34 protein-coding genes are annotated in these 26,188 nt (G+C 38.8%); 21 read left to right on the forward strand and 13 right to left on the reverse strand.

The genetic code is table 11. The features are described from left to right. Position 1: 1 nt before the first annotated feature. From ACWITO_RS06325 to ACWITO_RS06335, 3 genes are read left to right on the forward strand one after another with little or no spacing between them, the layout of a single operon-like run. Entirely contained in the window at positions 2-796 is a 795-nt protein-coding gene (locus tag ACWITO_RS06325; protein ID WP_448529153.1) for a hypothetical protein, read from the forward strand. A 12-nt stretch (positions 797-808) separates the two neighbouring features. After that, positions 809-1,402: a hypothetical protein gene (locus ACWITO_RS06330; protein ID WP_448529154.1), complete on the forward strand. Its 594-nt coding sequence runs from the start codon at positions 809-811 to the stop codon at positions 1,400-1,402. A 12-nt stretch (positions 1,403-1,414) separates the two neighbouring features. Then, positions 1,415-1,747 (forward strand): hypothetical protein, encoded by a 333-nt coding sequence (locus tag ACWITO_RS06335; RefSeq protein ID WP_448529155.1) that lies wholly within the window; start codon positions 1,415-1,417, stop codon positions 1,745-1,747. Positions 1,748-1,830: 83 nt separating this feature from the next. Here ACWITO_RS06335 and ACWITO_RS06340 read toward each other — a convergent pair whose 3' ends face one another. Genes ACWITO_RS06340 through ACWITO_RS06350 form a run of 3 tightly spaced genes read right to left on the reverse strand, consistent with a single transcriptional unit; the run spans position 1,831 to position 3,757 of the window. Beyond that, a complete protein-coding gene (locus ACWITO_RS06340; protein ID WP_448529156.1) occupies positions 1,831-2,454 on the reverse strand; it encodes a hypothetical protein in 624 nt (207 codons plus the stop codon). 1 nt (position 2,455) lies between these two features. Further along, positions 2,456-3,214 carry an LVIVD repeat-containing protein gene (locus ACWITO_RS06345; RefSeq protein ID WP_448529157.1) on the reverse strand — a complete coding sequence of 253 codons (759 nt, stop codon included), beginning with the start codon at positions 3,212-3,214 and terminating at the stop codon, positions 2,456-2,458. 6 nt (positions 3,215-3,220) lie between these two features. Next, positions 3,221-3,757 carry a hypothetical protein gene (locus ACWITO_RS06350; protein ID WP_448529158.1) on the reverse strand — a complete coding sequence of 179 codons (537 nt, stop codon included), beginning with the start codon at positions 3,755-3,757 and terminating at the stop codon, positions 3,221-3,223. A gap of 306 nt (positions 3,758-4,063) precedes the next feature. Here ACWITO_RS06350 and ACWITO_RS06355 point away from each other — a divergent pair, with 306 nt between their 5' ends. Genes ACWITO_RS06355 through ACWITO_RS06390 form a run of 8 tightly spaced genes read left to right on the forward strand, consistent with a single transcriptional unit; the run spans position 4,064 to position 10,908 of the window. After that, positions 4,064-5,428: a DNA modification methylase gene (locus ACWITO_RS06355; RefSeq protein ID WP_448529159.1), complete on the forward strand. Its 1,365-nt coding sequence runs from the start codon at positions 4,064-4,066 to the stop codon at positions 5,426-5,428. Between the two features lie 25 nt (positions 5,429-5,453). Further along, positions 5,454-5,741 (forward strand): hypothetical protein, encoded by a 288-nt coding sequence (locus ACWITO_RS06360; protein ID WP_448529160.1) that lies wholly within the window; start codon positions 5,454-5,456, stop codon positions 5,739-5,741. A gap of 3 nt (positions 5,742-5,744) precedes the next feature. Next, on the forward strand, positions 5,745-6,161 hold the full coding sequence (locus ACWITO_RS06365; protein WP_448529161.1) for a hypothetical protein: 417 nt from the start codon (positions 5,745-5,747) through the stop codon (positions 6,159-6,161). After that, on the forward strand, positions 6,154-7,569 hold the full coding sequence (locus ACWITO_RS06370; protein WP_448529162.1) for a phage terminase large subunit: 1,416 nt from the start codon (positions 6,154-6,156) through the stop codon (positions 7,567-7,569). Before ACWITO_RS06365 ends, ACWITO_RS06370 begins: the two co-directional genes overlap by 8 nt. A 2-nt stretch (positions 7,570-7,571) precedes the next feature. After that, positions 7,572-7,988, forward strand: a complete 417-nt coding sequence (locus ACWITO_RS06375) for a phage protein Gp36 family protein (protein ID WP_448529163.1) — start codon at positions 7,572-7,574, stop codon at positions 7,986-7,988. Between the two features lie 7 nt (positions 7,989-7,995). Beyond that, complete coding sequence (locus ACWITO_RS06380) at positions 7,996-9,966, forward strand: phage portal protein family protein (RefSeq protein WP_448529164.1); 1,971 nt, start codon at positions 7,996-7,998, stop codon at positions 9,964-9,966. Beyond that, positions 9,944-10,414 carry a phage virion morphogenesis protein gene (locus tag ACWITO_RS06385; RefSeq protein ID WP_448529165.1) on the forward strand — a complete coding sequence of 157 codons (471 nt, stop codon included), beginning with the start codon at positions 9,944-9,946 and terminating at the stop codon, positions 10,412-10,414. The genes ACWITO_RS06380 and ACWITO_RS06385 overlap by 23 nt, the downstream gene beginning before the upstream one ends. 2 nt (positions 10,415-10,416) lie before the next feature. Further along, entirely contained in the window at positions 10,417-10,908 is a 492-nt protein-coding gene (locus ACWITO_RS06390) for a hypothetical protein (protein WP_448529166.1), read from the forward strand. Here the strand turns inward: ACWITO_RS06390 and ACWITO_RS06395 are convergent. Further along, the gene (locus ACWITO_RS06395; protein WP_448529167.1) at positions 10,884-11,066 is read right to left on the reverse strand and encodes a hypothetical protein; all 183 of its coding nucleotides are present in this window, start codon (positions 11,064-11,066) and stop codon (positions 10,884-10,886) included. The genes ACWITO_RS06390 and ACWITO_RS06395 overlap by 25 nt on opposite strands. A gap of 128 nt (positions 11,067-11,194) precedes the next feature. Between ACWITO_RS06395 and ACWITO_RS06400 the strand changes: the two genes are divergently transcribed. The 8 genes from ACWITO_RS06400 to ACWITO_RS06435 all read left to right on the forward strand — a co-directional run bounded on the left by ACWITO_RS06400 (position 11,195) and on the right by ACWITO_RS06435 (position 18,483). Next, positions 11,195-12,331, forward strand: a complete 1,137-nt coding sequence (locus ACWITO_RS06400) for a head maturation protease, ClpP-related (RefSeq protein ID WP_448529168.1) — start codon at positions 11,195-11,197, stop codon at positions 12,329-12,331. A gap of 41 nt (positions 12,332-12,372) precedes the next feature. Further along, positions 12,373-13,272, forward strand: a complete 900-nt coding sequence (locus tag ACWITO_RS06405) for a hypothetical protein (RefSeq protein ID WP_448529169.1) — start codon at positions 12,373-12,375, stop codon at positions 13,270-13,272. 21 nt (positions 13,273-13,293) lie between these two features. Next, positions 13,294-13,542, forward strand: a complete 249-nt coding sequence (locus ACWITO_RS06410) for a hypothetical protein (protein ID WP_448529170.1) — start codon at positions 13,294-13,296, stop codon at positions 13,540-13,542. A 1-nt stretch (position 13,543) separates the two neighbouring features. Then, a complete protein-coding gene (locus tag ACWITO_RS06415; protein WP_448529171.1) occupies positions 13,544-14,743 on the forward strand; it encodes a DUF2586 domain-containing protein in 1,200 nt (399 codons plus the stop codon). Positions 14,744-14,746: 3 nt separating this feature from the next. Beyond that, positions 14,747-15,157 carry a hypothetical protein gene (locus ACWITO_RS06420; protein ID WP_448529172.1) on the forward strand — a complete coding sequence of 137 codons (411 nt, stop codon included), beginning with the start codon at positions 14,747-14,749 and terminating at the stop codon, positions 15,155-15,157. 1 nt (position 15,158) lies between these two features. Continuing rightward, entirely contained in the window at positions 15,159-15,494 is a 336-nt protein-coding gene (locus ACWITO_RS06425) for a hypothetical protein (protein ID WP_448529173.1), read from the forward strand. A 187-nt stretch (positions 15,495-15,681) separates the two neighbouring features. Continuing rightward, positions 15,682-17,895 (forward strand): phage tail tape measure protein, encoded by a 2,214-nt coding sequence (locus ACWITO_RS06430; protein ID WP_448529174.1) that lies wholly within the window; start codon positions 15,682-15,684, stop codon positions 17,893-17,895. Next, complete coding sequence (locus tag ACWITO_RS06435) at positions 17,896-18,483, forward strand: DUF6046 domain-containing protein (RefSeq protein ID WP_448529175.1); 588 nt, start codon at positions 17,896-17,898, stop codon at positions 18,481-18,483. It abuts the gene before it with no gap. Here the strand turns inward: ACWITO_RS06435 and ACWITO_RS06440 are convergent. From ACWITO_RS06440 to ACWITO_RS06465, 6 genes are read right to left on the reverse strand one after another with little or no spacing between them, the layout of a single operon-like run. Then, positions 18,470-19,339, reverse strand: a complete 870-nt coding sequence (locus ACWITO_RS06440) for a hypothetical protein (protein ID WP_448529176.1) — start codon at positions 19,337-19,339, stop codon at positions 18,470-18,472. The two genes, ACWITO_RS06435 and ACWITO_RS06440, sit on opposite strands and share 14 nt — an antisense overlap. 39 nt (positions 19,340-19,378) lie before the next feature. Continuing rightward, positions 19,379-19,930, reverse strand: a complete 552-nt coding sequence (locus ACWITO_RS06445) for a VRR-NUC domain-containing protein (protein ID WP_448529177.1) — start codon at positions 19,928-19,930, stop codon at positions 19,379-19,381. Beyond that, positions 19,909-20,910, reverse strand: a complete 1,002-nt coding sequence (locus tag ACWITO_RS06450) for a hypothetical protein (protein ID WP_448529178.1) — start codon at positions 20,908-20,910, stop codon at positions 19,909-19,911. The genes ACWITO_RS06445 and ACWITO_RS06450 overlap by 22 nt, the downstream gene beginning before the upstream one ends. After that, the gene (locus tag ACWITO_RS06455) at positions 20,858-21,580 is read right to left on the reverse strand and encodes a hypothetical protein (RefSeq protein ID WP_448529179.1); all 723 of its coding nucleotides are present in this window, start codon (positions 21,578-21,580) and stop codon (positions 20,858-20,860) included. Before ACWITO_RS06455 ends, ACWITO_RS06450 begins: the two co-directional genes overlap by 53 nt. Beyond that, the gene (locus ACWITO_RS06460; protein WP_448529180.1) at positions 21,568-21,885 is read right to left on the reverse strand and encodes a helix-turn-helix transcriptional regulator; all 318 of its coding nucleotides are present in this window, start codon (positions 21,883-21,885) and stop codon (positions 21,568-21,570) included. The genes ACWITO_RS06455 and ACWITO_RS06460 overlap by 13 nt, the downstream gene beginning before the upstream one ends. A gap of 37 nt (positions 21,886-21,922) precedes the next feature. Continuing rightward, entirely contained in the window at positions 21,923-22,147 is a 225-nt protein-coding gene (locus ACWITO_RS06465; protein WP_448529181.1) for a hypothetical protein, read from the reverse strand. Between the two features lie 119 nt (positions 22,148-22,266). On the opposite strand from ACWITO_RS06465, the gene ACWITO_RS06470 reads away from it, so the two are divergent. Together ACWITO_RS06470 and ACWITO_RS06475 are read left to right on the forward strand one after the other, a co-directional pair. After that, positions 22,267-22,983, forward strand: a complete 717-nt coding sequence (locus ACWITO_RS06470; RefSeq protein WP_448529182.1) for a S24 family peptidase — start codon at positions 22,267-22,269, stop codon at positions 22,981-22,983. Positions 22,984-23,060: 77 nt separating this feature from the next. Continuing rightward, on the forward strand, positions 23,061-23,741 hold the full coding sequence (locus ACWITO_RS06475; protein ID WP_448529183.1) for a DUF6904 family protein: 681 nt from the start codon (positions 23,061-23,063) through the stop codon (positions 23,739-23,741). A 10-nt stretch (positions 23,742-23,751) separates the two neighbouring features. Here the strand turns inward: ACWITO_RS06475 and ACWITO_RS06480 are convergent, their stop codons facing one another. The 3 genes from ACWITO_RS06480 to ACWITO_RS06490 are packed head-to-tail and all read right to left on the reverse strand — an operon-like array spanning position 23,752 to position 26,066. Further along, a complete protein-coding gene (locus ACWITO_RS06480) occupies positions 23,752-24,390 on the reverse strand; it encodes a PD-(D/E)XK nuclease-like domain-containing protein (RefSeq protein ID WP_448529184.1) in 639 nt (212 codons plus the stop codon). After that, positions 24,387-25,577 carry an AAA family ATPase gene (locus tag ACWITO_RS06485; protein WP_448529185.1) on the reverse strand — a complete coding sequence of 397 codons (1,191 nt, stop codon included), beginning with the start codon at positions 25,575-25,577 and terminating at the stop codon, positions 24,387-24,389. The genes ACWITO_RS06480 and ACWITO_RS06485 overlap by 4 nt, the downstream gene beginning before the upstream one ends. 42 nt (positions 25,578-25,619) lie before the next feature. Next, positions 25,620-26,066, reverse strand: coding sequence for a hypothetical protein (locus tag ACWITO_RS06490; protein ID WP_448529186.1), 447 nt, complete (start codon positions 26,064-26,066; stop codon positions 25,620-25,622). Between the last annotated feature and the right edge of the window lie 122 nt (positions 26,067-26,188).

The following is a 26,188-nucleotide window of genomic DNA, read 5'->3' on the forward strand; positions in this document are numbered from 1 at the left end:
AATGGAAAAAGCACAACTAAAAAAAATCAAAAAATACCTTTCAAACTTAATTCAAAGAGGGAAAAAAATTTCTGCTTTCTGGGATGCAGGAAACGATAGCTGTGCCTGTCCCATTGAAGTTGATGACGTTATTGTTTCTTACGAAAATCCTGTAGAAGAGTATCTTTCTGATTTGATTGTAGAAACACTCAATCTGCCTAATGCAAGTGAAGATAACCATTATGGCAGAGGTATCATTCACTTCAACGAAAATGGCGATTTAGTGATTACTTTTGATAATATCTACGAAACCTATTGGACAGAAAACGAAGAACTCAAAAAAAAGGAAAAAGAAGAGTATATTTTCCCTATTGAAGACAAATTTGGCATTTGTCAATTCGCTCATAAAGCAGAAATTAGAGCCGAATATTGCTATGCACCTAAACAAAAATATGGTGAAACTTCGGAAGCATATGATAGCTTTGAAGAGGGGTATTTTGATGTAAATTTTGCAGAAGGAGACGCTTTTTCTATCAGTGACGAAGCCAAAAACTATACCTTCAAGTTACTTGCAAATTTTGCAGAAATACTGGTGAAAGGTGAAGAGGAAAATGTGGGCGAATTTAAGGGTATCAAATGGGATAATATCAAAACTTATCCCATTCCAACAGATAGAGATATAGATGCTTTTTGCAACACTATCAGTTTGGTAGGTTATTTTCTGCCCAATGCTCAAATGAAAGTTGTAATTGAAAGAAATTTTGATTACATTAGCTACACAAAAAACAAGACCGTTGTACTAATTCCCAACACTTAATGGCATATAACTATGTATTTCACGCAAAAAGTTCGTTTCCAGAATTTGGAAGATGTACTGAAAATTTACAAGCGTCAGCAACGTCCTTTGGCAGAAGTATTGAGTTTTTTCACTTCTGAAGCCAATCGAAAAAAAGTTGAAGAACTTTACCCCCAGGTAAAGCCTCTTACTGTGCAGGAAGCATTGCTCTTTGAAAACAACGAACAACGTATGCTCGCAATGCGTCTGTTTTCGCCACAAGAAATCGTTGAGAATATGAAGGCAATAATAATAGACAAACAAACTATCCATAAAAAGCAAATTCGGTGGGATAAGCATTTGAAACCTTATACGTATGAATTTATGGATACTTACATACTCTATGAAATTAAAGGCAAATTGTTTGTAACCGCTGAAAACAATAGACGAAACTCGTTTATAGATGCCCGAAATGTTTATGTAGTTCAGTGTAAATGTACTTCTACGGGTAGGGTGTATTTTTTATACGTACCTGATGAAATAGGTCAAAAAGGAGATGCCTTAGAGGCAATTGCCTGGACAATGCAAATCAATGGAAAGCCTATTACCAAAGAACAATACCTCAATTTAATGTATTCTGAAACATAAAACATCTTTATTATGAAATTTCAAAAAATCTATCGGCACGGCGACGTGGTTATTTTCCGCTTACCCGAAAAAGAATTGGGAAAAAAACAGCTAAACCCTAAACCTGTACAAAAACTTGTATTAGCTTTGGGAGAAGTTACTGGACACAAACACCTCTTGGAAGGTGATTTAATGCTTTTAGAGAATAATGCTGCTAATGGAGAGTTTTTATTTGAAGTAAAAAACACTGCCATCTTGCAACACGAAGAGCACGACACTATTGTACTAGAAAAAGGTTTTTACTTGAAAGTAAATCAAGTAGAGTACGACCCTTTCAATGATTTAGTGCGATTTGTGTACGACTAACCCACAAAACAATGGGTTGAATGAGGTAAAGGCTCATTTGTAAAAGTATTACCGACAAACCTTATCTAATACTTTCCCAATTTTTAATTGATGAACGCCCCAACCCGAAAACCCAAAGAAAAAGAAGGGTAAAAGAAATGGTTATCATCTATTTGGAAATAGCCATCTTCCAATGCGGTTCTCCCCCCTTCTTTTCGGGATACCTTCAACCCTCCCCCAATAAATAAATCAAGATACAAGTGTTTGCCTATTCTTTCTATTGTTCCAAATCGTCCTATAAGATTGAACGTATTTCTGATTTGTTTTTCGGTAATAATTTGCTGATAGCAATTTCCTGTTTCACAAATATTTTGCCACCTATCTACGTACCTGTGGGTAGTTCTTACTTCAAAAGCCGCCGAAACATACTCCCCTTGCCATAGCTCCTCTAAAAAATACTTTTGCTCTATACCATAACGAAAGGTCGTGGAAGGGCTTATTCTAAAATCTGAAAAAGAGCCTTCCAACCAATTTGCCCAATTCCCAAATCCAACCGAAACTTGTAAGGTTTTTTTCTCTGATTTTGGAAGAGCCATCTCGCCGCCAATATAGATAGTTGAGCCTAATGGGTCTAATATCCTGAGCGGATTCCAACTCAAAGCAAAATTTTGAGCTTCCGCTAATCCGAAAGAAAAGCAGAAAGCCAAGAGTAAAAAAATTTTTTTCATACTAATCTTTTTTCACAGGAATAAAGCTTAGCTCTTGCATAGGAGTTTGGCTGAAATCGTACTGGTACAAGCCTTTTTCACCTACCACTACAAGCCTCTGGCTCCGAGGGATTACATCAAAACTTGATACATCTTGCAAGAACTCCACTTGCTCAGGTTGTGTGGGATTGGATATATCAAAGCGTTTTAAGCCAAATTTACCTTCACAAACAAATAAGTTATTCCCACTCACGCCAAGCCCGTGTGGGTTTAACATTCTAATTGCATTCACCAAACGAGGTGCCCGAAGGTCGCTAATATCCAAAACCTCCAAATTATTGATTTCTCTAAAACATTCAGCCGAACCGCTACGCAATGTTACATAGGCATAATTGCCCTGTACTACCACAGGGTCGCAAGCGGTAAGATGGCTATAACGAGAAAGTAATTCAGGGCGGTCGGGATTAGCAAAGTTGTAGATATACACCGCATCGTTAGAGCCGATAAACAAATTGTCTTGGTAAGCAAAAATTGTTTCAATACCCAAACCAATATTGGTTTTATGTGTTTGTTTGGGCTCCGTAGGATTGCTTATATCCATTGTAATAAGGCTGGTTTTATCCACAATGTAGAGCCTATCGCCTTGTATAGCAAAGCGTGCCAGCGAGCCTCCTTTACCTGTATTATTCTGGTTCAGGGCATAATACGAAGACCTGTTATCGGAACAAGAAAATAGCAAAAGAGCTATAAAGACCGAAATAATAAGTACATAATTTTTCATAGGCTTTTAATATCTGCATTTAGGTTTTCGTAAAATAGTTTTTTCCCACCCTACAACAACACCTTTTCGGTTATCAGGACATTCAAAAAAGCCTTTTTCAGGGGGAAGTTGAAAACTACTATTGGGCAAAACATCTTTTTGCCTGCTCACAAGCCTTATTTGATTAGGATTCGCAATATCCAAAACAACCAAATCGCCTGCATTATCAGCAAAAAGGTAATTGTTTTTGATAGCAATATCGTGATTGCCCAAAATTTCCAAAAATGCCATAGGAATAGGATTAAAAGGATTGGCATTGTTAAAAATATGAACCCCCTTACCTTTTTCGCCTACAAACAAAAAAGAGCCATACACATAGATTTTACCCGGATTTTCTAGAGGACGTGGCGAGAGTTGGTTAATGATACTGCCTTGTTCTTTGGAAATATAGATGGGTTTGTAGCCCTCCACTTCATTGGGGCTTATCGGATTTCTTTCTCTAACGCAGGTTGTCAAAGAAAAAGCCACTTGCAACAAAAAAATGCCTCGTAAAAATCTTTTCATAGAGCAACATTTTGAAGTGAAAACGTAAGAAATGAAGCAAATTTTATACCAATGATTATTCCCTGAAATCAGATTTTTTGGCAAGTATTTGTGATATTCTTATTACAAATAAAAAAGCCCTTTTCGTAAGGGCTTTACAAGTTACTGATTTTGAAGTGGTCCCACTTGAAACAAAACAATTTAATACTCCCTATATTACTAACCTCTCTGTTTGATATAATTAAAGATTTTACCCTGCAAATATAAAAAATTTACAAATAACTTTTACAAAGTTTTACAAATAAAATCAGGAGTAAAATCGGGAGTATGGTAATCGCATCACGCATTCTGAAAACAGAAAAAATTGAGTGGCAGAAGGCTCAATGGCTTCAAAAAAACTTGAAAGAACTAAGCGACGAAAAATTTGAAAAACTAAAAGAATCGCTGAAAAAGTATTTCTTTGTTATGCCTTTTATGGTTTGGCAAGACCAAGAAGGCATAATTTGGATATTGGACGGACATCATCGACAGAAAGTCCTTAATGAAATGATAAATTCAGGAATTAATATCCCTGAATATTTAGATGCCGTTTTTATTGATTGCAAAAATAAAAAAGAAGCCGCCGAATTGGTACTCGTCTATACGAGCCAATACGCTAAAATGACACAGCAGGGACTTAACGATTTCCTCCAAAACTTCAATCTTGACCTTTTGGAACTAAAAATTGCCGTAGATATACCCGAGTTTAGCTTTGACAGATTTGAACAAAAATTTGACTTGTATGGTGTGCAAGAGATAAATCCTATCGAGGATGAAATTCCTGTCAGCGAAGCTCCTGTGCTTGTCAAAAAAGGCGACATTTTTCAACTTGGCAAACACAAACTCATCGTGGGCGACTCCACTAAAGCCGAAACCTTTGAGATTTTGATGCAAAACGAGAAGGCTCAAATAGTATTCACCGACCCCCCTTACAACCTTTCCTACAAAGATTTTGGAGGCCATGGTAAAGTTCAGCATAAAGACTTCGCTATGGCGGCAGGTGAAATGTCAGATTGGGAGTTTGTAGAGTTTCTTGAAAATTATATGAAAAACCTCGTAAAATACTCCATAGATGGTTCTATTCATTATCATTTTATGGATTTTCGCCACGTTTGGCACGTCTGCCAAGCGGCCAGCGGTCAAGAAACCTACAAAACCTGTATTCCTAAACAAATATGTGTATGGAATAAATCCGTGGCGGCTAACGGCTCTTTTTACAGAGCTAAACACGAATTTTGCCTTATTTTTAAAAACGGCAAAGCTAAACACAAATCGCACATAGATTTAGCCGATAGATATAGAACTAATATATGGGACTATCCCTCCGCCAATGATATTGCCAACCCCGACAGAAAAGAAAAAGGCGGTATCGGTCAATTAGCCAATCATCCAACCCCCAAACCAGTACAAATGGTGGCAGACGTGCTTTTAGATGCCTCAGACGAAGGTGATATCGTAATAGATTGCTTTATTGGCTCTGGCACAACGCTGATTGCCGCCGAAAAAACAAGTAGAATTTGTCGTGGGGTAGAGTTCGATGAACATTATGCACAACTTATTATTTTGCGTTATTACAACTATTGCCAAAAAAACAACATAAATTTTGCATTCGAGCATCTTAACGGCTCTCTCAAAATTGAGGATTTATTGTAAATTGTGGGCTTTAAACGCTCACATTATGGAAAATACATTTGAAGTCAAACTAAACCTAATTTTTAATATGTCAGACAAAACCGTAAAAATCAAAGACTTTGAGGTCGTGGAAGAACCCGACAAAATGTCTTTTCGGCAAAAAGCCCTTGCTTATTTCAAAAAGCAAGAAGAAACCTTAGCCGAACAACTCAAAAAATTTGAGGTAGGTGTCGCCGCTTCCGAACTTTCGGAGCAGTTCAGAATCGAAAAACTAATGGTAGAAACAAAATATTGGCAAATCAAATCGTATTTACAAGTTTTAGAACTTCTGTAAAAAATGGCAAAAAATACTTACAAAAAACCTGACTACGAAACTTTTCGTTGGATTTGCGACCGCAAAATGGGCAATAAAACCCAAATCGCAAAAGCCTTAGAATGTTCTTTGTCGGGTTTAAACAAGTGGCTTGCCAATGATGCCAAGATGCGTGAAATTTATGAAGAAGTAATTGAGGCAAGATTAGATTTTTGTGAAAGTCAGATGTTCACGCTTATTCAAGGCATTCCTAAATTAGACAAAGACAAAAAAATTATTGGTTGGGAGGAAAAGCCGTCTGAAAAACTTATTCAATTTTATTTGGAAACACGAGGTAAGGAAAGAGGATACGTCAGACAGCAAGATGTTAAACACTCTGGCGAAATGGGAATCGTGTTTAATCTCGTTGTGCCTGAAACAGAAGAATCTCAAAATGATTGAAATAAATTTCAAACCTTCACCTAAACAATATATCGCTTGGCAATACTTAGAAGATGCCATCAGTGATGAGGTGTTTTATGGAGGGGCTGCGGGTGGTGGTAAAACCCTACTCGGTTGTGTTTGGCACATATACCGAAGGCTTAGGTACTCGGGCAGCCGAGGACTCATCGGCAGAAACGAGCTAAAAGCCATTACAGAAAGTACGCTTATTACGCTCAAAGATGTTGCTCGTGAATTTGGCTTGATTGAGGGACGACATTTTCGTTATGATAGCATTCGCAATGTTATCAATTGGTACAATGGGAGCAGAACTATTTTAAAAGAACTCAAATATCAACCCTCAGACCCAGACTTTCAAACCCTTGGCTCTATGGAATATACCGATGCTTTCATAGACGAAGCCCCCGAAATAACAGAAAAAGCCTTTGAAATTGTGAAATCAAGGGTACGATATCGACTTGTGGAGTTCCAACTTACCCCCAAAGTCCTGCTGACAGGCAACCCAGGTCCGCATTGGGTGAAAAATAGATTTGTCAAAGATAAAAACGGAAGCCCTGTTGTTTTAAAACCCAATCAAAAATTTGTTTCTGCATTACTTATTGATAATCCTAACAAAGACTTTGTTGAGCTGTACCGAAAAAATCTTGAAGCAATGAAGTCGGAATACGACAAACAACGCCTACTCTACGGCAACTGGGACGCCGAAGAACGTACAGGCGGAGAGTTCTACAAAAGTTTTGATACAGCTTTGCACATTGCCGAGATTGCCAACCATTACAACCCATTAGAACCTCTACATATTACTTTTGACTTTAACGTAGTGCCTTATATTACGGCTTGTGTGTGGCAAGTTTTCGGTAAAAAAGCCTTTCAAATTACTGAGTTCTGTTTGGAAAGCCCCAACAATACTACACCCAAACTTTGTAAAGCAATTTTGAAACATTTTAGAGAGCAACAAGCTCATTGCTATATCTACGGCGACCCCGCAGGACAGCACCGAGATACCCGCAACGATAAAAACGATTTTGATATAATCTTGCAAGAACTTTCTGCGTGGCGACCTAAAAAAAGAGTAGCCAGTTCTGCTCCAAGCGTGGCGATGCGTGGCGAATTTATCAATGAGATTTTTGCCAATAGTTACGCAGGCATCAGTATTGTTATTGATAAAAAATGCCAAAAAACCATACAAGATTATCAGAATATCAAAGAAAACCCCGATGGCACAAAGAATAAAAAACGAGTTACCGACCCAAAAACAAAAGTAAATTATGAAGCTCTCGGACACACTTCCGACGCAAACGATTATTTCCTCTGTGAAATTTTCAAAGACGATTTTCGCAAGTTTTTCAAAAAACCAAATATTCTACCCACTGCCGTTTCAAGACCTTTATCACAAAACGTGTTTTAACTATGTTCTTACAAATTACCGATTACCGAAAACGAATACGAGACAACGCTCTTATGCAAATGATTGAGAGCAATACCGATATTTTAGACACTTTGGAAAAAGATGCTCAAAGTTTCATAGAAACGCACTTGCGAAGTAAATATGATGTAGCTACCATCTTCGCCCAAACAGGCGACGACCGCCACAAAGACATTGTAATGATTATGATTGATATTGTCATTTATTACCTTGTGATGCGAGTTTCGCCGAAACAGGCTCAGGAAACGCGTGTCAAGCTATACGAAGACGCCTGTAAATGGCTTACTGATGTCCGAAAAGGCAACATAGTTCCCGATTTACCCGTGTTTGAACCCAACAAAAATCGTCCCTCTGGCTTCCGCTTTACTTCTAAGCAATCGCCACAAGATATGTTTTATTGATACAATTATGAACAAAACTTTATTTTCCAACCGAACTAAAATTCTTCGCTTAGATAGAGGCAGAAAAGGTATTCAGGAGTTTATCGCCGCTTGGCAATCGGCAGAAAGTCCTACGTTGCCAAGAACCCAACGCCTCATAGACCTCTACGAAATGATTATGCTCGATAATCATCTTTCGGGAGTTATTGAAAACCGTAAGCATAAAGTGCTTGGCGAAAGTTTTTTGTTGCTTAACGCCAAAGGCGAAGAATCAGAGGCAGTAGAACTACTCAAAAAAACTTGGTTTGATGAATTTGTGGCTTACACCTTAGATGCTATTTATTTTGGCTACTCGCTAATTGAACTCAAAGAGTTTGACCGTGAAGGCAAATTACAGCATATCGCTTTGGTAGAACGCAGAAATATTGTTCCAAAAACCAAAGAGGTACTTATCAATTCGTATGATACAAGTGGAGAAAAATTTGACTCCCCCGCATACACAGATTATTACGTTTGGGTGCATACAGGTTTAGGTTTATTGCTCAAAGCCGCACCAATGGTTATTTACAAGCGGTTTTCTATGGCGAGCCACGCCAGCTATAATGAACGTTTTGGCTTGCCTTCCATCATTGTACGCACCGACAGAGACGACGAAGAAAAACGCCAAATAGAAGAGCAGATGCTCAAAGTCGGCAATGATGGACTTGGTATTCTCTCAAAAGACGACGAGATAAATTATTTTCAGCCGAACGCAGGTGCTGATGCCTCTAAAACTTTTGAAAACTTGACCGAGCGTGTTAATTCTGAAATTTCAAAACTTATTCTCGGACACACCAAAGCCGCTGATGATGAAGCCAAAAACGCACAACAAACCTACATCAACAAAGAAGCCATCAACAAAACCCCTTCCGAAGAACGAGCCGAGTCGGATATGGTTTTTGTGCAAAATATTGTAAATGAACAATTATTGCCACGACTTATTCGTTTCGGTTATCCTTTCGAGGGACTAACTTTTATTTACAACCGCATTCGCAATCAAAAAATTGCCGAAAATCAAAAAACCATTACACCCGATTTGTTAAAAGTTGTTTTGGAGCATTACGAGTTGCCCGAAGAATTTTTTGAAAAAAATTTTGGTTTGAAAGTTCTGCCCAAACAAAATCAAACCAAACAAAACCCATTTTCAAGTCTCAATCACTACCAAAATTTATACCACCTTCACGACCAAATTGGCAGTTTGTATGGCATTGTGAATGGTATTGATGATGAAATTGCTAAATTGTTTAAGAAATTTCAGAAAGCCTACGAAGAAATTTCAACCAAAATATACACAGGCACAAAGCTACTTTTTGATAAGACTATCGCTAAACTGACGGCAACACAACTTGCCAAAACTTTGCAAATAAGTGAGGATTTGGAAAAAGACCAAGCCTTACGTTACAATATTTTCTACTTTTCGGGAGCGAAAACTTATCAACAACTCAAAGAAATCAATGCGAAACTTTTGGACGAAAACGGCAAGGTGAAGCCTTTTGAACAATTTTACAAAGATGTAAAAACACTGAACGAGCTTTACAATCGCAATTATCTACAAGCCGAATACGAACACGCCATCGCCTCGGCTCAAATGATTTCGTTTTGGAAAGAAAATGTCACGAAAAATCCAAATGTTGCTTTAAAGTATTCAGCCGTGGGCGATAGCCGAACTACGCCTCTGTGTCGCAAATTAGATGGACTTGTTTTGCCTGCTAACGACCGCTTTTGGGCTATCTATTATCCACCTAACCACTGGCGATGCCGAAGCAGAGTGTTGGTAGTAGATGAACGCCCTACCGATTTGCCTCAAAATCTTGAAAAACCCGATGGCATTTTCGCAAGCAATGTCGCCACACAAGGCATTATGTTTCCGCAAAAACACCCTTATTACGATAATATACCACAAAAAATTCAAGAGAAAATCAAAAAATTTGCCGAAGATGCTCAAAAATCTGATAAATAAACTCAAAGATGTGCGGAATCTCCCCAAAAACATTGGAAACGTGGTACTCGAACACAGCATCGATAACTTTCGCAAACAATCTTTTGACAAACAGCCTTGGCAAATGCGAAAAGACGGTGACACGAGCCGAAATTTGTTGGTACTTTCGGGAAAATTAAGGCGTTCTTTGCGAGTTTCGGAGGCTAATTGGCGTAAAATAGTAATTTCATCAGACTTAGCGTATGCCAAAATTCACAACGAAGGTGGCAAAATACCCGTTACTGCAAAAATGAAAAAATTTTTTTGGGCTAAATATAAAAGCACCAAAAAACCTCATTGGAAGACTTTGGCAACTACTAAAAAAACACATTTGCAAATCCCTCAAAGACAATTCGTAGGAATAGATGATGCTTTGAAAAGCAAAATTCAAACCATTTATTACGACACTTTTAACAAAATATTCAGATAGTTATGTACTCGCTGTATGCCGACCTCAAACAAAGATTAAGTCAAATTTCACTGCTCAAAACCATCACGCTTTACAACAATCAGTTGGAAACGATGGAAAAGGAAGAGCCGTTTTTGTGCCCTGCTGTTTTTATTAGTTTTCCTGAAATATCGTTCCAAAGCGTCAGCAAAAAATTTCAACAAGGAAAAGCAAGTATCACGCTGTACATAGCTTACGAAAGTTACTCTGAAATTGAAGAAATAGACGGCATAATGGGCGAAGAAGGTGTTTTTTTGCTTGCCGAACTAATTAACAAAGTTTTGCACGGCTGGCACAAAGACTATTTCGGGGCTTTGGCTCGCAAACGTATGCAAACGGCTAATGCTTGGGGCAATATCTATGTAGTTGCCGTAGAGTACGAGTGCGAATTTAGAGAGGACTCAGCAGGTATTTATTCGGCTTTGCAAACCTACAATCTTGAAAAAACAATTCAATTTTTGCCTTCTTTTAACTGACGTTTTGTTTTTACGTAAGCCTTTTCTGTTGTTTCTTCGCAAATGCCATATTTGAAAGCAACTATTTCTATTGCCTCAACATATTTTTTGCCCTTTGCAAGCAGAAAGTCTATATCCTCCTGCAATCGTTTGTTGCGTAATTCTATATTTTTAAGCATAAAAACAAGTATTTACTTGTTGTAAATTTAACAAAAAGGTGCAATAATTCTTTTTTAATGTTCTTATTTTTTTGAATGTAATTTAAGTCTGATAAATTTGTCTATCAAAACAAAAGTAAATACTTGCAATGTCACCCAAGACTTCTCATCTAAAATACTTTCATAACGCCACAGGCGATACAGCTACAATGCGGATTTACAAAGAGATTGGCGGTTTGAATGGTGTGCAGGGACAAACCTTTGCCGATGAATTAGATTATCTTTCGCAACTCTATAAAAAAATAAATGTTCGTATCAATTCGCCCGGCGGAAGTATTTTAGAAGGCTACGCTATTTTTTCGAGCATTGTAAATGCCAAAGTTCCCGTGCATACTTACAACGATGGTATTGCGGCAAGTATGGCAGGAGTGATTTTGATGGCAGGTAAAAAGGTTTTTATGGCAGATTATGCCAAGCTAATGTTGCACAACCCTCACAACAACAACCCTGAACCCGACGCCAAAGAAAAAAAAGTTTTGGATACGCTCAAAGAAAGTCTCGTGAAGATATATGAAAGTCGTACTAAACAAGACGGCAACACCATCGCCGAGATGATGAATCAAGAAACTTGGCTTTCGGCTCAAGAAGCCCTCGAAAAAGGATTTATTGATGAAATTGTATCGTATCCTAATAAAAGAGCTTTACAAAGTACCGAACAAAATGCTTCTGCAAAAGACCTGTATTTGTATTTCAACACTATACTGAATGATGAACCATTAAATTTGAAAAAAATGACCGATGAAACTAAAATCTTAGACAATTTCAAAAGTTTGCTCGGCTTGTCGTCTGATGCCTCTGTGAAAGAAGCCGAAGAAACCATAAAAACGCTCAAAGCCAAAGCTGTTCAAAATGAACTCTTGCTTCGTGAAATAGAAAATTTGCGTGCTGAAAATGAAGAGTTCAAAAAGAACATTGAAGAAGCAAAAAAAGCAAATGCAAACAATCTTGTTGAAGATGCACTTGCAAAAGGCAAAATCAGAGCAACGCAAAAAGAGCAGTTCCTCAAACTCGCCCTCGCCGATTTTGATTTGGCAAAAGAAACTATCAATAGTCTGTCGGGACACCCTCGTTTTTCAGAAAAAACTAATACGCTCGACGAGAGAGCCAAATGGAAACTTTCGGATTATTTAAAAAATGACCCTGATGAGTTAGAAAGGCTCAAAAACGAGGAATTAAGCACTTATATTGCTTTGTTTAAACAAGAATATGGCTTTGTGCCTGATTAAAATTTTGTAAAGAACTTAAATCTCAAACCATTACATAGCTTATGCCAGTACATACCGAAATTTGGACAGGTGAGGTCATCAGACGTTTTCGTAAGGATACAGGCTTTATGTCCCGTATCCCTGAAAAAAATGATTGGGTTAAAAATCGTGTGATTCACCTTGTTGATATAGGTGCAGACCCGCAAGTGCTTGTGGATAATACCACTTATCCAATCCCCGTAGTCGATGCCAACGACACTGACGTGGTTGTTCCTTTGAGGCATCTTGAAACTCAAAACACTGGTATTCCTCACAAATACCTTCACGGACTTAGCTTCGACGCTATCGCCGAATACACACAAATTCACGTGGAGAGTTTGCAGGAAACAGCCGCCGATTTAGCCATTCACGCCATAGCACCTAACAGCAACACCACAGGAACGCCAATCGTGCCAACAACTGGTGCTTCCGATGGTGCCGCCTCACCACGCAGACAAATCACCGTTGCCGATATTATCAGGCTTAAAAGACTTTTCGATGATTTGAAAGTGCCTAAAAAAGATAGGATACTCGTTTTGTGCCCTCAGCACGTAGAACAACTATTAAACATATCCGAAGTGTTTAAAGAGCAGTATAAAAACACTGGTTCAGGGGCAATCGTACCTTCGCTTTTCGGATTCGATATTTACGAGTATCATTCTGTACCCGCTTATACAGGACCCACAACAGCCCTTACCAAAAAAGCATTTGGTAGTGTGTATAACCCCGCCACAGACCGTTACGCTTCTGTTGCTTTTTATGCTCCCAGAACCTTCAAAGCAAGTGCCGAGCCTGATATGTATTACGAAGACGCCAAAACAAATCCTCAAACGAGGAAAACCGTCATAGGTTTCGGCTTATGGTTTGTGGCTATCCCTAAAAAATTAGAAGGCTTAGGAGCAATTGTTTCAGTACCAGTGTAATAACTTAAATCTAAAAAGGTTATGGACGAAAAAAAGAAAAAAAATCAGGACGAGAAAACAGAACTAAGCCCTGAAAATGAATTAGCACAATCCGTGAAAGCTATATTTGAGGAAAACAGCAAACTTAAAACCTTGCTTGTAACTTCCGACGGACAGGCTTTTTACGAGAGCAACAAATTGTATGCAGAAAGGCATCAACGCTTGAAAAAACTGAAATTGTACAAAATCAATAGTGATTTATCGGTAGAACTCTTGCAAGAACCTGATTGATATGCCATTACCTAATGTAAATATTGAGTACGAAAACGGACAACTCGGACGCACCGCAAGTTCCAACGACGGCATCGCCGCAATGATACTTACAGGCGTTGCCGTTGCAAGTCAGTTTGCTTTGGGTGAGGTTATCGGTCCCTTATTTTCTTTGCAAGACGTAGAGGCAAAAGGAATTACACCCGCCTACGATACTGCAAATGCTACCAACGCCCATAAACAATGCAAAGATTTTTACACTGCCGCAGGCGAAGGAGCAGAACTGTATTTAATGGTAGTATCTGAATCGGTTACGATGGAAACCATATTAGACCCGACAGGCAATTTGTACGCAACGAAACTGCTCAATCAGTTGCAAGGCAAAGTCAAGTTGCTTGGTGTAACGCGAATGCCCGCCAGTTACAATCCGACTATTACGCAAGGAATAGACCCTGACGTAATTGCCGCCGTCACAAAGGCTCAATTACTTGCTGTTCAAGAACAAGATAATCACCGACCTGTTCAAATTATCATTGAGGGCAGGGATTTCCAAGGCGATGTAGGCGTGGCAAGGGATTTTAGAACTGGTACGCAAAATAGGGTTTCTGTTCTGCTCGGTTGGGACTCAGCTAATTCCGATGCTTGCCTCGTCGGATTAGCACTTGGCAGATTGGCTCGTATTAGGGTGCAAAGAAACTTAGGCTGTGTGGAAGATGGCGATATTGGTTTGCAAAATGCTTGGATTGGTTCTAATAGACGCGTGCAAGATTACAGCAATGCCGAGCTGCAAACACTTTACAACAAAGGTTACATTTTTCCACGTAGTTATGCAGGACTGGCTGGCTTCTATTGGTGCGATGATAGCACCGCTACAAGCATCACTGATGATTACGCCTTCATCAATAGAGGCAGAGTAATTGATAAAATTGCTCGGATTGCTTATGATGTGTATGTGCGTGAGTTAAACAGAGATTTTGTCGTCGATGCCGATACAGGCAGATTAACACCCGCCGTGATTAAGGCTTTTCAACGCAAAGTAGAAAGAGCCATAGAGCAAAATATGGTTACTTTCGGTGAAATTAGTGGCGTGCAAGCCTTTGCGGACCCTAACCAAGATGTATTAGCTACCGATAAGGTGGTCATCAATATCAAGGCAGTTCCCGCAGGTATGGGGAGAAACTTTGACATAACTTTGGGCTTTTCAAATCCTAACGCCAACTAATGTATGATTAACGGAACTGAATACGCTTGGGAAGATATTGAAGTGGTGCTTTTGGGCAGACCGCTCATAGGCGTTACTGAAATTTCATATAAAACCAAAAAAGAACAGGTAAAAATCTACGGCAGAGGCAGAGACCCCGTCGCCTACGGCAGAAGTCGTAACGAATACGAAGGCTCTATTACACTGCTTCAAAGTGAATTGGAAGCCTTACAACAATCTTTGCCACGAGGCAAAACCCTTACCGATATTCCTGCTTTTGACATTACGGTGGCTTATGCTTACGAAAATGCTGTCGTAGTGGATATTTTGCGTGGCTGTACTTTTACAGAATTTGAGAAAAAAATGAAAACAGGCGACACACACATGGAAATTAGCCTACCTCTGAATATTGGCAAAATAGATTACAACGTATAGTATGGAACTTTTAGACAAAAAAGTACAATTTACGCCGCAAGAAATTGCTGATTTGGAAAAACAATACGGCGAGCTGACGATGATTGAGCTAACTAAACAAAATACAGATGAAAAAATGTTGTTTTGTTTCAAAGAGATTAGCAGGCAAATCATCAAAGCTGCTAATGCAAAAGTCGCTCAAACGAAAAATGGCAGCGATTTTATTGATGTAATTTTGGAAAGTACCCTTATTAACGGTAAAGATTACCTCAACAACGGCAAAGTGTATGTCGCTTTGCAAAGCAAAATAGAAGCCGTTGTATCGGGCTATGATGCCGAAGTGGTAAAAAAAAATTAGACCACTACAAAAATCTTATTGAACAAGACTACCTCAGCCAAATTGAAACACAGCTGAGGTATTATTTTAGATACACCCAAGCCGAAGTAGAAGCAATGAATGATGACGAATTGTTCAGTGAATTTGCTAAACTTCAATGGGTACGCCAAAAAGAAGCCCTCTCAAACCCTTTTTTGCAATTTAAGCCATGAAAGCCTACGAAGTAGTTTTGAAAATTCAGGATATGGTTAGCTCGCCTGTGGCACGAATAAGCAGTGCCTTAGGAGGAGTTTCTAATGCTTTTCAAAACACAAGTAACGCCGCAAAGGCTGCCGATAATCAACTTTCAATGTTTGGCAAGGCTTTTCAATTCAACCAAATCGTTCAGGCGGTTGGCATAGTAAAAGGTGCTTTTGAAAGTATGATGGCACCCTCTATGAGTTTTGATGCACAGATGAGCGAAGTTGGTGCAGTCTCGGGAGCAGTAGGCGAAGATTTTGCCAAAATGCGTCAGAAGGCGATAGAGTTAGGCAATAGCACTTCTTTTTCAGCCACACAAGCCGCACAAGGTCTTACAGAGCTATCAAGAGCGGGTTTTACGGCAAGTGATTCGGTGAATACTATTGGCAATGTACTTAGTTTTGCGGCGGCAACAAATATGGAACTTGGTAGAAGTTCCGAAATTGTAGCCAACACAATGGCAACATTTAGCATTAAAGCCGAAGACTCAGCTCGCGTAACCGATGTATTTGCTAAAGCCGTAAGCCGTACCAATACGACCGTAGAAAGTATGGCGGAGTCTATGAAGTATCTCGGACCCACGGCAGCTTCTATGGGTATTTCTCTGGAAGAAGCCTCTGCGGCAGTTGGTATTTTAGGCGACTACGGTATGAAAGGTAGTATGGCAACGCGTGCCTTAGGTACAGCATTAGGACGCTTCGCAGCACCCACAACTGCTATGCAAGCTACTATGGCTCAACTTGGGTTCTCAGCTTTCGATGCTAATGGCAAATTTATTGGGCTGGCAACTATGATTGAAAAGCTATCGGTAGCGACCAAAGACTATACCCAAGAACAAAAGATGGCTGCTATATCCACACTTTTTGGGGCAGAGGCAACAGGCGAAATACTTACGCTGATGTCGGCACAAAAGAAAATAATGGTAGATGGAAAAGAAGTAGTGATGCGGGGGGCAGAGGCTCTTCGAGGGCTTACCAACGAGTTCAATGAAGCCGCAGGAACTGCCGAGAAGATGTCTAAGCGAATGCTTGATAATTTGAAAGGTGATGTTACGATACTGCAAAGTGGGATTGAGGGTTTGTTTATCCGAATGGGCGACAGCTCCAATGGATTTATGCGTGAGGTAGTGCAGGGTATCACAAGTTTCATAAATGCTGTTACCGAAAACTTCCAATTCGTAGAACAAATAGCCGCCAGCTTACAGCAAGCCTTTTCGCCTATTATTCAGGCTATAATTAACGGATTTGGAAGCGTAGGCACCGTTGGGGATAGTACCAAGAACATAATGCAAGGGTTGGCAGGCATTGTACAAAATGTAGTCGCTCCTGCCATAAATTTATTTGCAACAATTCTTTCGCCTTTGGTAGAAGGTTTGGCGGTATTGGCTCGTTGGGTGTTGGATAATAGCAATTGGCTCAGTGTGCTTGCAGGTATTTACGGAACGGTCATAGCTTTGCAATGGGCTTGGAATACGGCTCTCACTGCAAACCCTATCGGACTTATTATCGGTGCTATCGCTACTTTGATAGGGCTTTTGAAAATGGCTTACGATAATTCCGAACTCGTAAGAACTATATTTGATGCTGTTGGCAATGCGGGTAAAATGGCTTTTGAGGCTATCGGAGATGCTCTCAAATGGGTTTGGGATAAAGTTATGGAGTTTATTGAGGATTTGAAAACTATTTACAATACCGTGATGGATATACTCTGGCTTGGTGATAAAACAGAAAGTAAGATAGCTTCCGTACAAAACTCTGTAGAGGGTTCAAGTCTTAAATTTGTATCCGACAAAGTACAATCAATGTCTGATGGCGTGAAATCTATGTTTGAAACCCTCACGGGCAAAGATACTATGCTTGGGCAAGCCATAGATTTTACGAAAAAACTCTTCAAAAAAGATACAGTTTCACAAGCGGCAACGGCACCACTTATCAATCCTGCGTCTAATACGGCAAGTTTGACACAATCGCAAGCGGCAAAAAAAGGTATAGATAGCGTTTCGGCAGGTGGCAACAAACAACTTCACGTTACGGTTAATATCTCAAAATTGCAAGCCGCTGAACGTATGGAAGTAAATGGAGCAGAAACAAACAAAAACGGATTAGATGATTTAGAAAGCAAAATCATTACTACAATTACAAGAGCCATCAACGGTGCAATACAATTACAAACGAGTTTTTAAATGGCAGAATTGAAGTTTAATTTAAACGATTTATATCAAGCTGTATTTGGTTTGAAGGGCTTGCCTTTTCCGCTTCTTACGCAAGAAAACGGATATTTTCGTGCTTTTGATAAGAGTAGAGCTGACGAGATAATTAGCTCAATTACGGGCAAGAAGTCGAGTCCGTATGTGGGGCAAGTAATGAACACGGTTCGCCTCAACGATATAGAACTGCCTAACGAGCCTTTGATAGAACTGGGACTTAGCAAAAATATTGTTATTACCGAAATGGTCAATTATGAAGGTACTATCAAGGAGAGTATGGGAATGAACGATTGGGAAGTAAGCATCAGAGGTATCATCATTGGCGAGGACGAAAATAGCTATCCAATCAGCGAAATTCAAAAAATAAGGAAAATTTGTGAAACTCGGGAAACTGTTGAGGTCATTTGCGATTATCTAAACATTTTTGACATATTTTATCTCGCCATCAAGAGCGTTCGCTTCCCTGTATTCGAGGGGGCACCGCACATACAACCTTACGAAATACAAGCCGTAAGTGATAGGATTTTTGAACTTTTGGTACGCGACGAACCTAATAATAATTAGGCTTGCAACTTGCAATTTCACTAAGTAGGTCTTCTCTTTGAGCTAATGTGTTGGCTATATCTTGTTTGGTTCTGCCTAAAATTTCATTGAGAAAGACAAAATTTTTTCCATCGAAACGAATTACACCATTCGTTAGTCCCTGTTGTATAATTTCTGTTACATTCATTGCACTCAAATCTATGCTTATCTCTAATTCTTTTCCTTCAAAAATTTTTTCGGCACTATTTTTTTTCAGCAAAACATTCACACGAAAGCCATCGCCGAGGAAGGTTTTATTAGCAATTCTTTTCAGAAAAATTCGGGTGTCAAAGAATTTGCCAAAATGTTTATCTCCGTATGGGTAAAAATTTTTCAAATTGTTGCGAAATTGATTGGTAATTATGCAGGCAGTATTGGCAAGTTTGATTAGTTCGGCTATTTCGGCAATGTAGTCAGCAACTTTGCGAAGATTTTTGTAATAACTTTTAGCAGAATAATTCTCTTCGTAAGACACAGAAGCAATGTTATCGATGAGGAGTAAATCGATAGTTTTTGTGTGCAAAAGTTTATGGCAGACGTGCAAAGGGCAAAAAATTGTTTTCTCGGGGCATAGCGAATACTTTTTCGCCCAAACAGCAAAGTTTTCGGTATCCACGACCGCCACAATGCCCCCTTCGGATTGTACGTTCTTGGCGGCACGGATACATAGATGCGTTTTACCAGTCTGCTCAAAACCTGTGATTTCGGTAATTTTTTTTCTTTCGTAACCCCCAAGCAAGAAAGTATCTAATTTTACAAAACCTGTTGAAATTCGCTTGTAAGGGATTTGAGAGGCTCGAACTAATCCGTATTGCGAAGCAAGTTGATTTATTTCCATAATTTTAGTTGCAAAATAAAAAAAGTTACTCCGTAAAATTTATGTGGAGTAGTTGTTTTTTTTCCATTGTTCCTCGAAATCATCAAAATTTTTTGCAACAATCGCAATACAATTATTTTCCCTCGCTTCTCGCAAGAACTCTTTTTGCTCTGCCGAGAGGCGGTCTTTGCCAGATTTTACCTCCACAAAAATCGCTTTGCCGTCGCTTTTTCGGTAGCCAACAATGTCAGGAATACCTCTTCGTGAGAATTGATTTTTCCGATAGCATTGCTTTTTAGCGTCCCATACGCCAGCGTTATTTTGTCGCCAAGCGACACAGCCAAAAGCGTTGAGGTATAAAATAATCGCTTTTGTAGTTTCGGCAGATGTTGCGGGCTTAATGCTCTCGAGGTTCAGTTGCAAGGGTTTCTGAGATAAGTTTTTGTTTGTTTCCTCTTCCGACAAATAAACATCGCCTCGCAACTCGTATTCAGCGACTTTTTGTTCAAGTCTTTTTTGAAGCTGGCTTTTTTGTTCGTTAATGTTGCGGGCTTCGGCTTTGAGTTTGGCTAATTCTACCGATAAATCTGCTATAACTTGGCTGAGTTGCATAAAAATTGAGAAATTTTGCGTGGAACATCATTGTTTAAAATAAAATCTTTGTAAAGCAATGCTTTTGCAGTATTGATATTGCTTGATTGCAGATTTTGCTGTATCAAGTTTTTGAAAGATTGTTTTTCTTGCAAATAGTTTATCTTTTTCGCCTCTTCTAAGGCTTTCCATTTTTCCTGACTTGTAAAATTGATAATGCCGTGTCGGTCTAAAAAGTCATAATAGATATGGGCAAGCATATTGTAAATGCCACAATCGACGTATTCGCCACGCTCCCTGCAAAGTTGATAATGGCTCATAATGCCTGTGGCTATATCTCTGTTGATTTCTTGCTGATTGGGTTTATTTTCGGCTTCATCTGCTTCTTTTTTTCGGGGCTTGGGTTTTGCAAAATCCCTTCTGTCTTTGCCTGTAAGCGGCAGCATATTAGTCAATTCTTTCAACCTACTCCATACGCGAGAGCCGTACTCCTGCTCTATTTGTTTGGGCGTTAGGTTGGTGGTGAGATGAGTTTTTACACCTGTCCAAACGAATCGTTCATAACGATGCATAATCACCTCTTCTACGAGGTTGGCGTTATTGCCGTATCTTTTCAAATTTTCTTTATCAAAAAGTCCTACCTCGTCAATCCATAAATCTTTTTGGTCGTAATGTTGTATAGCCAAAAAACCTGTTTCAATGTATTCGTTGGCTAATTGGTTGATATGTTTGTATGCGAAAGTTTTGCCTGTTTTGAGGAGCAAAAATCTTTGAAAGATTCGCATAAGCAAAGTTTTACCTGTTCCTACACCGCCCATCAGCATGATAGATTTTTCCAAAGAAAAATAATCATTGAGTTGTTCGAAGTCTTTTGAGTGGTTAAAATAGAGCCATAGAGCCTGTATTTCGTCTGCGTTTTCATCATCAATCTGATATTCCTGCACAAATTCATGGGCGATTTTTAAAACGAATGCCGACCATGGGGCTACTTGTGTATTCATCTTGATTTGCTGTTAAATTTTTATCTGTTTTCTTGGGTATAATTTCGTCTAAATACTTCTTTTCTGCGAGGTATCGTTGCGGGTCAGGTCTGTATCGCTTTTCGATGTGTTTTGCCAGTTGCTCAGCGTGTCGTATAGCTTGCGTTTGTTCGTGTTCCGAAAGCGTTTGCCATAGGTTTTCGGCGGCTTGTCGCCCAACTTTTTTATCATATTTTTCCCAAAACTCTTCAAAAGATTGATTTTTAGGCTCTTTGTTGCAAACTTGCAATTTGGCAGTTTGCTTTTCTGTATCGTTTTTTTTTACGTTACGGATTTGTGTTTCGTAACGCGTTGTTACTTCCTCTGGGTGGGCAAAAAGGTACTCTATTTTTTGCCAATCAATTTTATAGTGAATTAGATTTTTTGAGTTTTTCCTTTGATATACCACTTTACGTTTCTCGTGTAGAACGGAATTTTGTTCTAAAATTTTCCTGACGACTTTCTGCCGAGCAGGTTTCAGTCCTGTATCGGTGTATATTTGCTCCTGACTTTTGTAGATATACCCGTCTGAACTGTTTAGTTTTTCTTGCCAATAGTGCATTTGGCTTAAAAAAACGCCTACTTCCACGCTATCAAACAAAATGGCATAATCAGGGCAATAGGCGATTTTTTTACGAATTACCTCAGACATATTTTTCTGCGTAATTGCTTGTTGTGTTTATACCATTCCAAAACTTCGCTTGCCAAATACTTATTTGGACTGCTCTTGATGTAAGGCATCCCTTGCTTGCGATAAAGTGCAAGCGTTGAGGCTGAACATTGTAGCATCTGACAAACCTGCTCACCGGTGATGTACTCTTCGCGAAAACCAAGCGATCTGAACATTGAGGGCAGTTGCTCTTTGAGTATCAGGGTTACTTCCTTCGCAAAATCTTCGTCAGATTTGATGCACTCCCAAATCTTATTTTTGATGTAATCGGGACTTATTTCTATCATAAAAACAAGTATTTACTTGTAAATATTTTCAAAAAAATTATTCATTAGGACACCATTCATTAGCTATTTCTTGCAAAATTCTTGCGATTCTTATGTTGGGCGTCTTACCATTTTTTACGTTTTGTATCATAAAATCCGAAACATATTTTGCCTCATCTCCGATTTTTTGCCGCACTAAACGTGTGTAACGCTGTGGCAACCTGCCCTCAATTTGCGTCAGAATACTTTTGTACTCGTCTTTAATTTTATTTTTTTCGTCCATAGCAAATTTTATTAAAATTTTACTTGTAAATGCTTGTAAATATTTTTATATTTATTCAGTAATGCAATGCAAATGTAACACAAAAACAAATAATAAACAAGTAAATACTTGTATTTTTTATGAAAAAAAAAGATGAAGACCACCGTATCAACGAAAGAGTGGAATATTTGATGAATTTAGAAAATCTCAATCCTAACTCTTTCAGCCAAAAACTCGGCTACAAGAACAACGGCTTGATATACGATATTATTAAAGGTAAAGCCGTAGAAGGAAGTAATGAACGCAAAAGAACGCGTCCTGGACGAAAACTTTTAGAGCGTATCTCCAAAGTATTCGGTGTGCGTTACGAGTGGCTTATAGAGGGGGAACTGCCGATTTACGAAGCACAACTTAAAAAGTCGGATATTAAATTGATAGAGCTGCCATATATTGAGTTTTATGCGGCGGCTTCGTTTCAAGAAGAGTCGGGCAATGGACTGGAGTATGTAGCGAAAAAAACTAAAAAAATCATTCGTTTGCACGAGGAAGAATACTATCGCAACACGTATTTGATAAGCGTTTCGGGCGATAGTATGTCGCCCACGATTGCCGATGATGCTTTGCTATTGGCACGAGTGGTGGAAAAAGAAGATTGGAAATATATCGGAAACGCTGTCTATGCTATTTTCTACCGAAACAGCTACGAAGTGAAACGTGTTGTGAAAAACGAATTGTTAGAAAAGGGTTATCTTACGCTCATTGCCGATAACCCTAAATACGGCGAAAAAAAGATATTGGCAGAAGATATACATCAAATTTTGAAAATCGAGGAAATTGTGCAAAGTAAGGTTTATTGAAAAAAATTATTAAACATAGTTTGGTAGATGTTAGGTTGCAGGTTAAACAACTTTAATAAAATAATCTTATGTTTTATATGATACCAACGAAAAGAGGGCTCGGTGTTGAACTTTGGGGTTCTTATGAAAGCCTATGTATGCTTTATGATGTTATTGGCACTTTTTGGGGTTCTCATTTCTATAACAGATGCAATATAAAAGAAAATGAAAATAGAGACGATGCAATAAATGCTTTTTCGTATGAAATTAGGAAATGCTATCAAGGAAGTAGATTGAAAAGAATTGGAAGTCACTTTTATCCATCTGAGAATACTACATATTTCGGAACAAGAATTTCTTTCACTCATTTTCTGATCTCATTAAGTGCCTTAAAAGAAAACTTGAAATATGCAAAACCTGATAAGTATGAATTGTCAATATTCTTGCAGTTAGAACATTGGCTCGAACATGCTATGTTTAATTATGATGCCAATACAGCAGAAAAACTATTGCCTTTTATCAATGGAGCAATTGATGCAGAAAACGAATATTTGTATCAATTTTTACTAATTCTTAACGCAGAGTACGTTGCCTTGGGTGGAGGAAAAAGAAATTTTAAGAAATTGCCTGACTTATTAAAGGCAACAGTACGTGGTACAAAAGAATATGAGTCACTTGTTGAGTACATTACTAATATTGGTGTAGATAACGATATTGACCCAACTGATTTAATATTTGATTATAGTAAAATGGGGATATATGACAATTTACGTTGGTGATACTTGTATGTTAAAACTCAAAATACTCCGCATATTCAGGCAAATTTCGGACTTTTTGCAAAATCTCTATACACTCTTGCAAGCCAGCTTCAATAAGCACATCATCGCTGCTAAATGGTGGCAACACGTAAATATCGTGGCTTGGCTGCTTACTGATACCCACAATCGTAAAACTTACGAAATTATCGGCAAGAAAATACCATGCCGCCTGTCTATGATACGAAAAAGCCATTACGCTCGAAAGAAACTCTTCGTAGGAACTCGCCGAAGTAGTTTTGTAATCCAAACAGTGCAAGCCAAACTCATCTTGATAGACTAAATCTGTTTTGGCTTTACATCTAACTTTGCCGATGGTTTCAAATTCCTGCACCCAAAAATATTCTTTCTCTACCGAAACTTTTTTTGTGATAATGTGACCGAGTTCTTTACGTATTTTTTTAGACATTTTCATTGCCGCAAATCTTTCGTGTGGTTTAAGTTTCTCAAACTTTTCTGCTATATCTTCTCCTGCTAAAATTGCGTGAAAAACTGAACCGAAAAGAAAATTTGCTTCTTGGCTACGAGAAAAGGGCAAAGTATCTCCTTGCAAGAGCCTTTGCCACTCTCCTATTTTTGAGTTTGAAACGGCTTTTTTGTCAAAATAATTCATTGTTTCAAGGTTTCAAAAATTTCATAACGCAATTCGCCCCCGTCCCAGTCGGCACGTTCCAAACAAAGTTGTAAATCTTTTGAGTTAGCCCATTCAATTACTTTCTGAGCGTTTTCTTTATCAAGCACCGAGGCGTCAAAGTGCAAATAACGGACATCGCCCAACATACGCTCTGCGATTTCCAAGGCGGCGATAACTTTTTTGGAAGTTGCAATTTGGCTGCTATGAAAAGGTAAGCCGTCTATTTCCAAACCGTCATCAGTAAAGCGAATGTTAGCAGGCATATTAGCGTTGGCGAGTATAGACTTTTTTTCATTTTCCACGCTCAAAACAAGCTGATGGGCTTCTTGTGCTTCGGCTTCGTATTGCTCACAAAGTTCATACTCTTTGGCAAGTCTGTTAGCCTCGTCGATTTTGGCATTGATACTCTCGGCTTCATTGATTTGTTTTTGCATTTCTACCAAAGCAGTTTCAGAAACAGGTACGTTGCTACTAAGATAGTTTTGCACCTCTATTCTCTGTTGCTCAAGCATAGCGAGTTTCTTGCGTAGTTCTGAAATTTCAGCATCTAAACTTTGAGCCTTATTCAGATACGTTTGAATGGTATTGTTGTGGGTTAAGGCATCATTGTACTGCTTTGTAATTTTTAGCACGTCAATTTTTTCTTTGCCTACAAGATCCTCATTATACGGCTTGATACGAGCCTGTTGGGTTTTAAGCCGAGCATTAGCTTCAGTTCTCTTGCTGTAAGCCTCTTGATATTTACGTTCAATTTCGCTTGTATCAATACCCGCCATTTGCAAAAGCATTTCTTTTTGATTTTTAGGAGCAAGGTTTAGAAAGGTATCTATATCAAAACTCAAGCCTTTGCCGCTAAGTTTTTTCAGGATTTGAGCTAAGCTACCTTGTTCGGTTTTGCTAATGATTTTCAACTTTTGACCTGCTTCGTCAAAAGCATAATGAATAACAGAGCCGTCTGTAAGTTCTACTTGGCAGTAGCCTCGTTTTTCACCTTCTTTGAGGGGGCGGGGTGGTGTATTTTTGGTAAGTAGGTCTTGCACTAAACGTCCAATAGTACTTTTGCCCACCCCATTTTTGCCCATAACGATAATGTGTGAGCCATTCAGCGTGATGTCGGCTTCTGATATTGCTTTAAAATTGCGAATTTCTATTTTTTTCACTTTCATACATCAAAAGGGATTTAGCCCTCTTGCGAGGGCAAGTAAGAACTAAATTTTTATAGGTTTAACCGACCAAGAGTCTGACGAGAACTGATTGGTCTTATTTTTAACTTTTCCGAGATAAGTTACAAGTAAAGGCGTGCCTGCTTGGATATTAGCATCTGCAATTACACCGAGCAGTTTTTTGCTGGCATTACAAACTCTTCGCAGGGTCTCTTTGTCGCCCTGTTTTGTTTTCTCTACAAAAAAAGCCGTCGGTAATAATTTTTGCGTACCTGGCGATGCGATATCATCTACCAGCCTTTCTTGAATACCCATAAAAATTAGCTTTTTGCTCTCGAGCGGTGCGGTGGGTGTCCAATAATCTGACGCAAGATCCACATCAATTACTTCTGCCGACTCTAAATTATGAGCCACACGAGCGATTTGCTCAACGATGGAGAGATCCTCTGCCATCGGAACGAGATTTTGGTTTTCTTTTCCTTGATTTTCCATTTTTTTTCATTGATTTTATGCTACAAATATACAAGTAAATACTTGCAAAAAAAGAAAAAAATAATTTTTTTTCAAATTTTTATTAAAAACCCTTTTATTTACAAGTAATAACTTGTAATTTT

This window comes from Raineya sp., assembly GCF_053497555.1.

Coding starts and splice junctions, on each gene's coding strand:
- ACWITO_RS06325 (WP_448529153.1), top strand. CDS start 2: ATGGAAAAAGCACAACTAAAAAAAATCAAAAAATACCTTTCAAACTTA.
- ACWITO_RS06330 (WP_448529154.1), top strand. CDS start 809: ATGTATTTCACGCAAAAAGTTCGTTTCCAGAATTTGGAAGATGTACTG.
- ACWITO_RS06335 (WP_448529155.1), top strand. CDS start 1,415: ATGAAATTTCAAAAAATCTATCGGCACGGCGACGTGGTTATTTTCCGC.
- ACWITO_RS06340 (WP_448529156.1), bottom strand. CDS start 2,454: ATGAAAAAAATTTTTTTACTCTTGGCTTTCTGCTTTTCTTTCGGATTA.
- ACWITO_RS06345 (WP_448529157.1), bottom strand. CDS start 3,214: ATGAAAAATTATGTACTTATTATTTCGGTCTTTATAGCTCTTTTGCTA.
- ACWITO_RS06350 (WP_448529158.1), bottom strand. CDS start 3,757: ATGAAAAGATTTTTACGAGGCATTTTTTTGTTGCAAGTGGCTTTTTCT.
- ACWITO_RS06355 (WP_448529159.1), top strand. CDS start 4,064: ATGGTAATCGCATCACGCATTCTGAAAACAGAAAAAATTGAGTGGCAG.
- ACWITO_RS06360 (WP_448529160.1), top strand. CDS start 5,454: ATGGAAAATACATTTGAAGTCAAACTAAACCTAATTTTTAATATGTCA.
- ACWITO_RS06365 (WP_448529161.1), top strand. CDS start 5,745: ATGGCAAAAAATACTTACAAAAAACCTGACTACGAAACTTTTCGTTGG.
- ACWITO_RS06370 (WP_448529162.1), top strand. CDS start 6,154: ATGATTGAAATAAATTTCAAACCTTCACCTAAACAATATATCGCTTGG.
- ACWITO_RS06375 (WP_448529163.1), top strand. CDS start 7,572: ATGTTCTTACAAATTACCGATTACCGAAAACGAATACGAGACAACGCT.
- ACWITO_RS06380 (WP_448529164.1), top strand. CDS start 7,996: ATGAACAAAACTTTATTTTCCAACCGAACTAAAATTCTTCGCTTAGAT.
- ACWITO_RS06385 (WP_448529165.1), top strand. CDS start 9,944: ATGCTCAAAAATCTGATAAATAAACTCAAAGATGTGCGGAATCTCCCC.
- ACWITO_RS06390 (WP_448529166.1), top strand. CDS start 10,417: ATGTACTCGCTGTATGCCGACCTCAAACAAAGATTAAGTCAAATTTCA.
- ACWITO_RS06395 (WP_448529167.1), bottom strand. CDS start 11,066: ATGCTTAAAAATATAGAATTACGCAACAAACGATTGCAGGAGGATATA.
- ACWITO_RS06400 (WP_448529168.1), top strand. CDS start 11,195: ATGTCACCCAAGACTTCTCATCTAAAATACTTTCATAACGCCACAGGC.
- ACWITO_RS06405 (WP_448529169.1), top strand. CDS start 12,373: ATGCCAGTACATACCGAAATTTGGACAGGTGAGGTCATCAGACGTTTT.
- ACWITO_RS06410 (WP_448529170.1), top strand. CDS start 13,294: ATGGACGAAAAAAAGAAAAAAAATCAGGACGAGAAAACAGAACTAAGC.
- ACWITO_RS06415 (WP_448529171.1), top strand. CDS start 13,544: ATGCCATTACCTAATGTAAATATTGAGTACGAAAACGGACAACTCGGA.
- ACWITO_RS06420 (WP_448529172.1), top strand. CDS start 14,747: ATGATTAACGGAACTGAATACGCTTGGGAAGATATTGAAGTGGTGCTT.
- ACWITO_RS06425 (WP_448529173.1), top strand. CDS start 15,159: ATGGAACTTTTAGACAAAAAAGTACAATTTACGCCGCAAGAAATTGCT.
- ACWITO_RS06430 (WP_448529174.1), top strand. CDS start 15,682: ATGAAAGCCTACGAAGTAGTTTTGAAAATTCAGGATATGGTTAGCTCG.
- ACWITO_RS06435 (WP_448529175.1), top strand. CDS start 17,896: ATGGCAGAATTGAAGTTTAATTTAAACGATTTATATCAAGCTGTATTT.
- ACWITO_RS06440 (WP_448529176.1), bottom strand. CDS start 19,339: ATGGAAATAAATCAACTTGCTTCGCAATACGGATTAGTTCGAGCCTCT.
- ACWITO_RS06445 (WP_448529177.1), bottom strand. CDS start 19,930: ATGCAACTCAGCCAAGTTATAGCAGATTTATCGGTAGAATTAGCCAAA.
- ACWITO_RS06450 (WP_448529178.1), bottom strand. CDS start 20,910: ATGAATACACAAGTAGCCCCATGGTCGGCATTCGTTTTAAAAATCGCC.
- ACWITO_RS06455 (WP_448529179.1), bottom strand. CDS start 21,580: ATGTCTGAGGTAATTCGTAAAAAAATCGCCTATTGCCCTGATTATGCC.
- ACWITO_RS06460 (WP_448529180.1), bottom strand. CDS start 21,885: ATGATAGAAATAAGTCCCGATTACATCAAAAATAAGATTTGGGAGTGC.
- ACWITO_RS06465 (WP_448529181.1), bottom strand. CDS start 22,147: ATGGACGAAAAAAATAAAATTAAAGACGAGTACAAAAGTATTCTGACG.
- ACWITO_RS06470 (WP_448529182.1), top strand. CDS start 22,267: ATGAAAAAAAAAGATGAAGACCACCGTATCAACGAAAGAGTGGAATAT.
- ACWITO_RS06475 (WP_448529183.1), top strand. CDS start 23,061: ATGATACCAACGAAAAGAGGGCTCGGTGTTGAACTTTGGGGTTCTTAT.
- ACWITO_RS06480 (WP_448529184.1), bottom strand. CDS start 24,390: ATGAATTATTTTGACAAAAAAGCCGTTTCAAACTCAAAAATAGGAGAG.
- ACWITO_RS06485 (WP_448529185.1), bottom strand. CDS start 25,577: ATGAAAGTGAAAAAAATAGAAATTCGCAATTTTAAAGCAATATCAGAA.
- ACWITO_RS06490 (WP_448529186.1), bottom strand. CDS start 26,066: ATGGAAAATCAAGGAAAAGAAAACCAAAATCTCGTTCCGATGGCAGAG.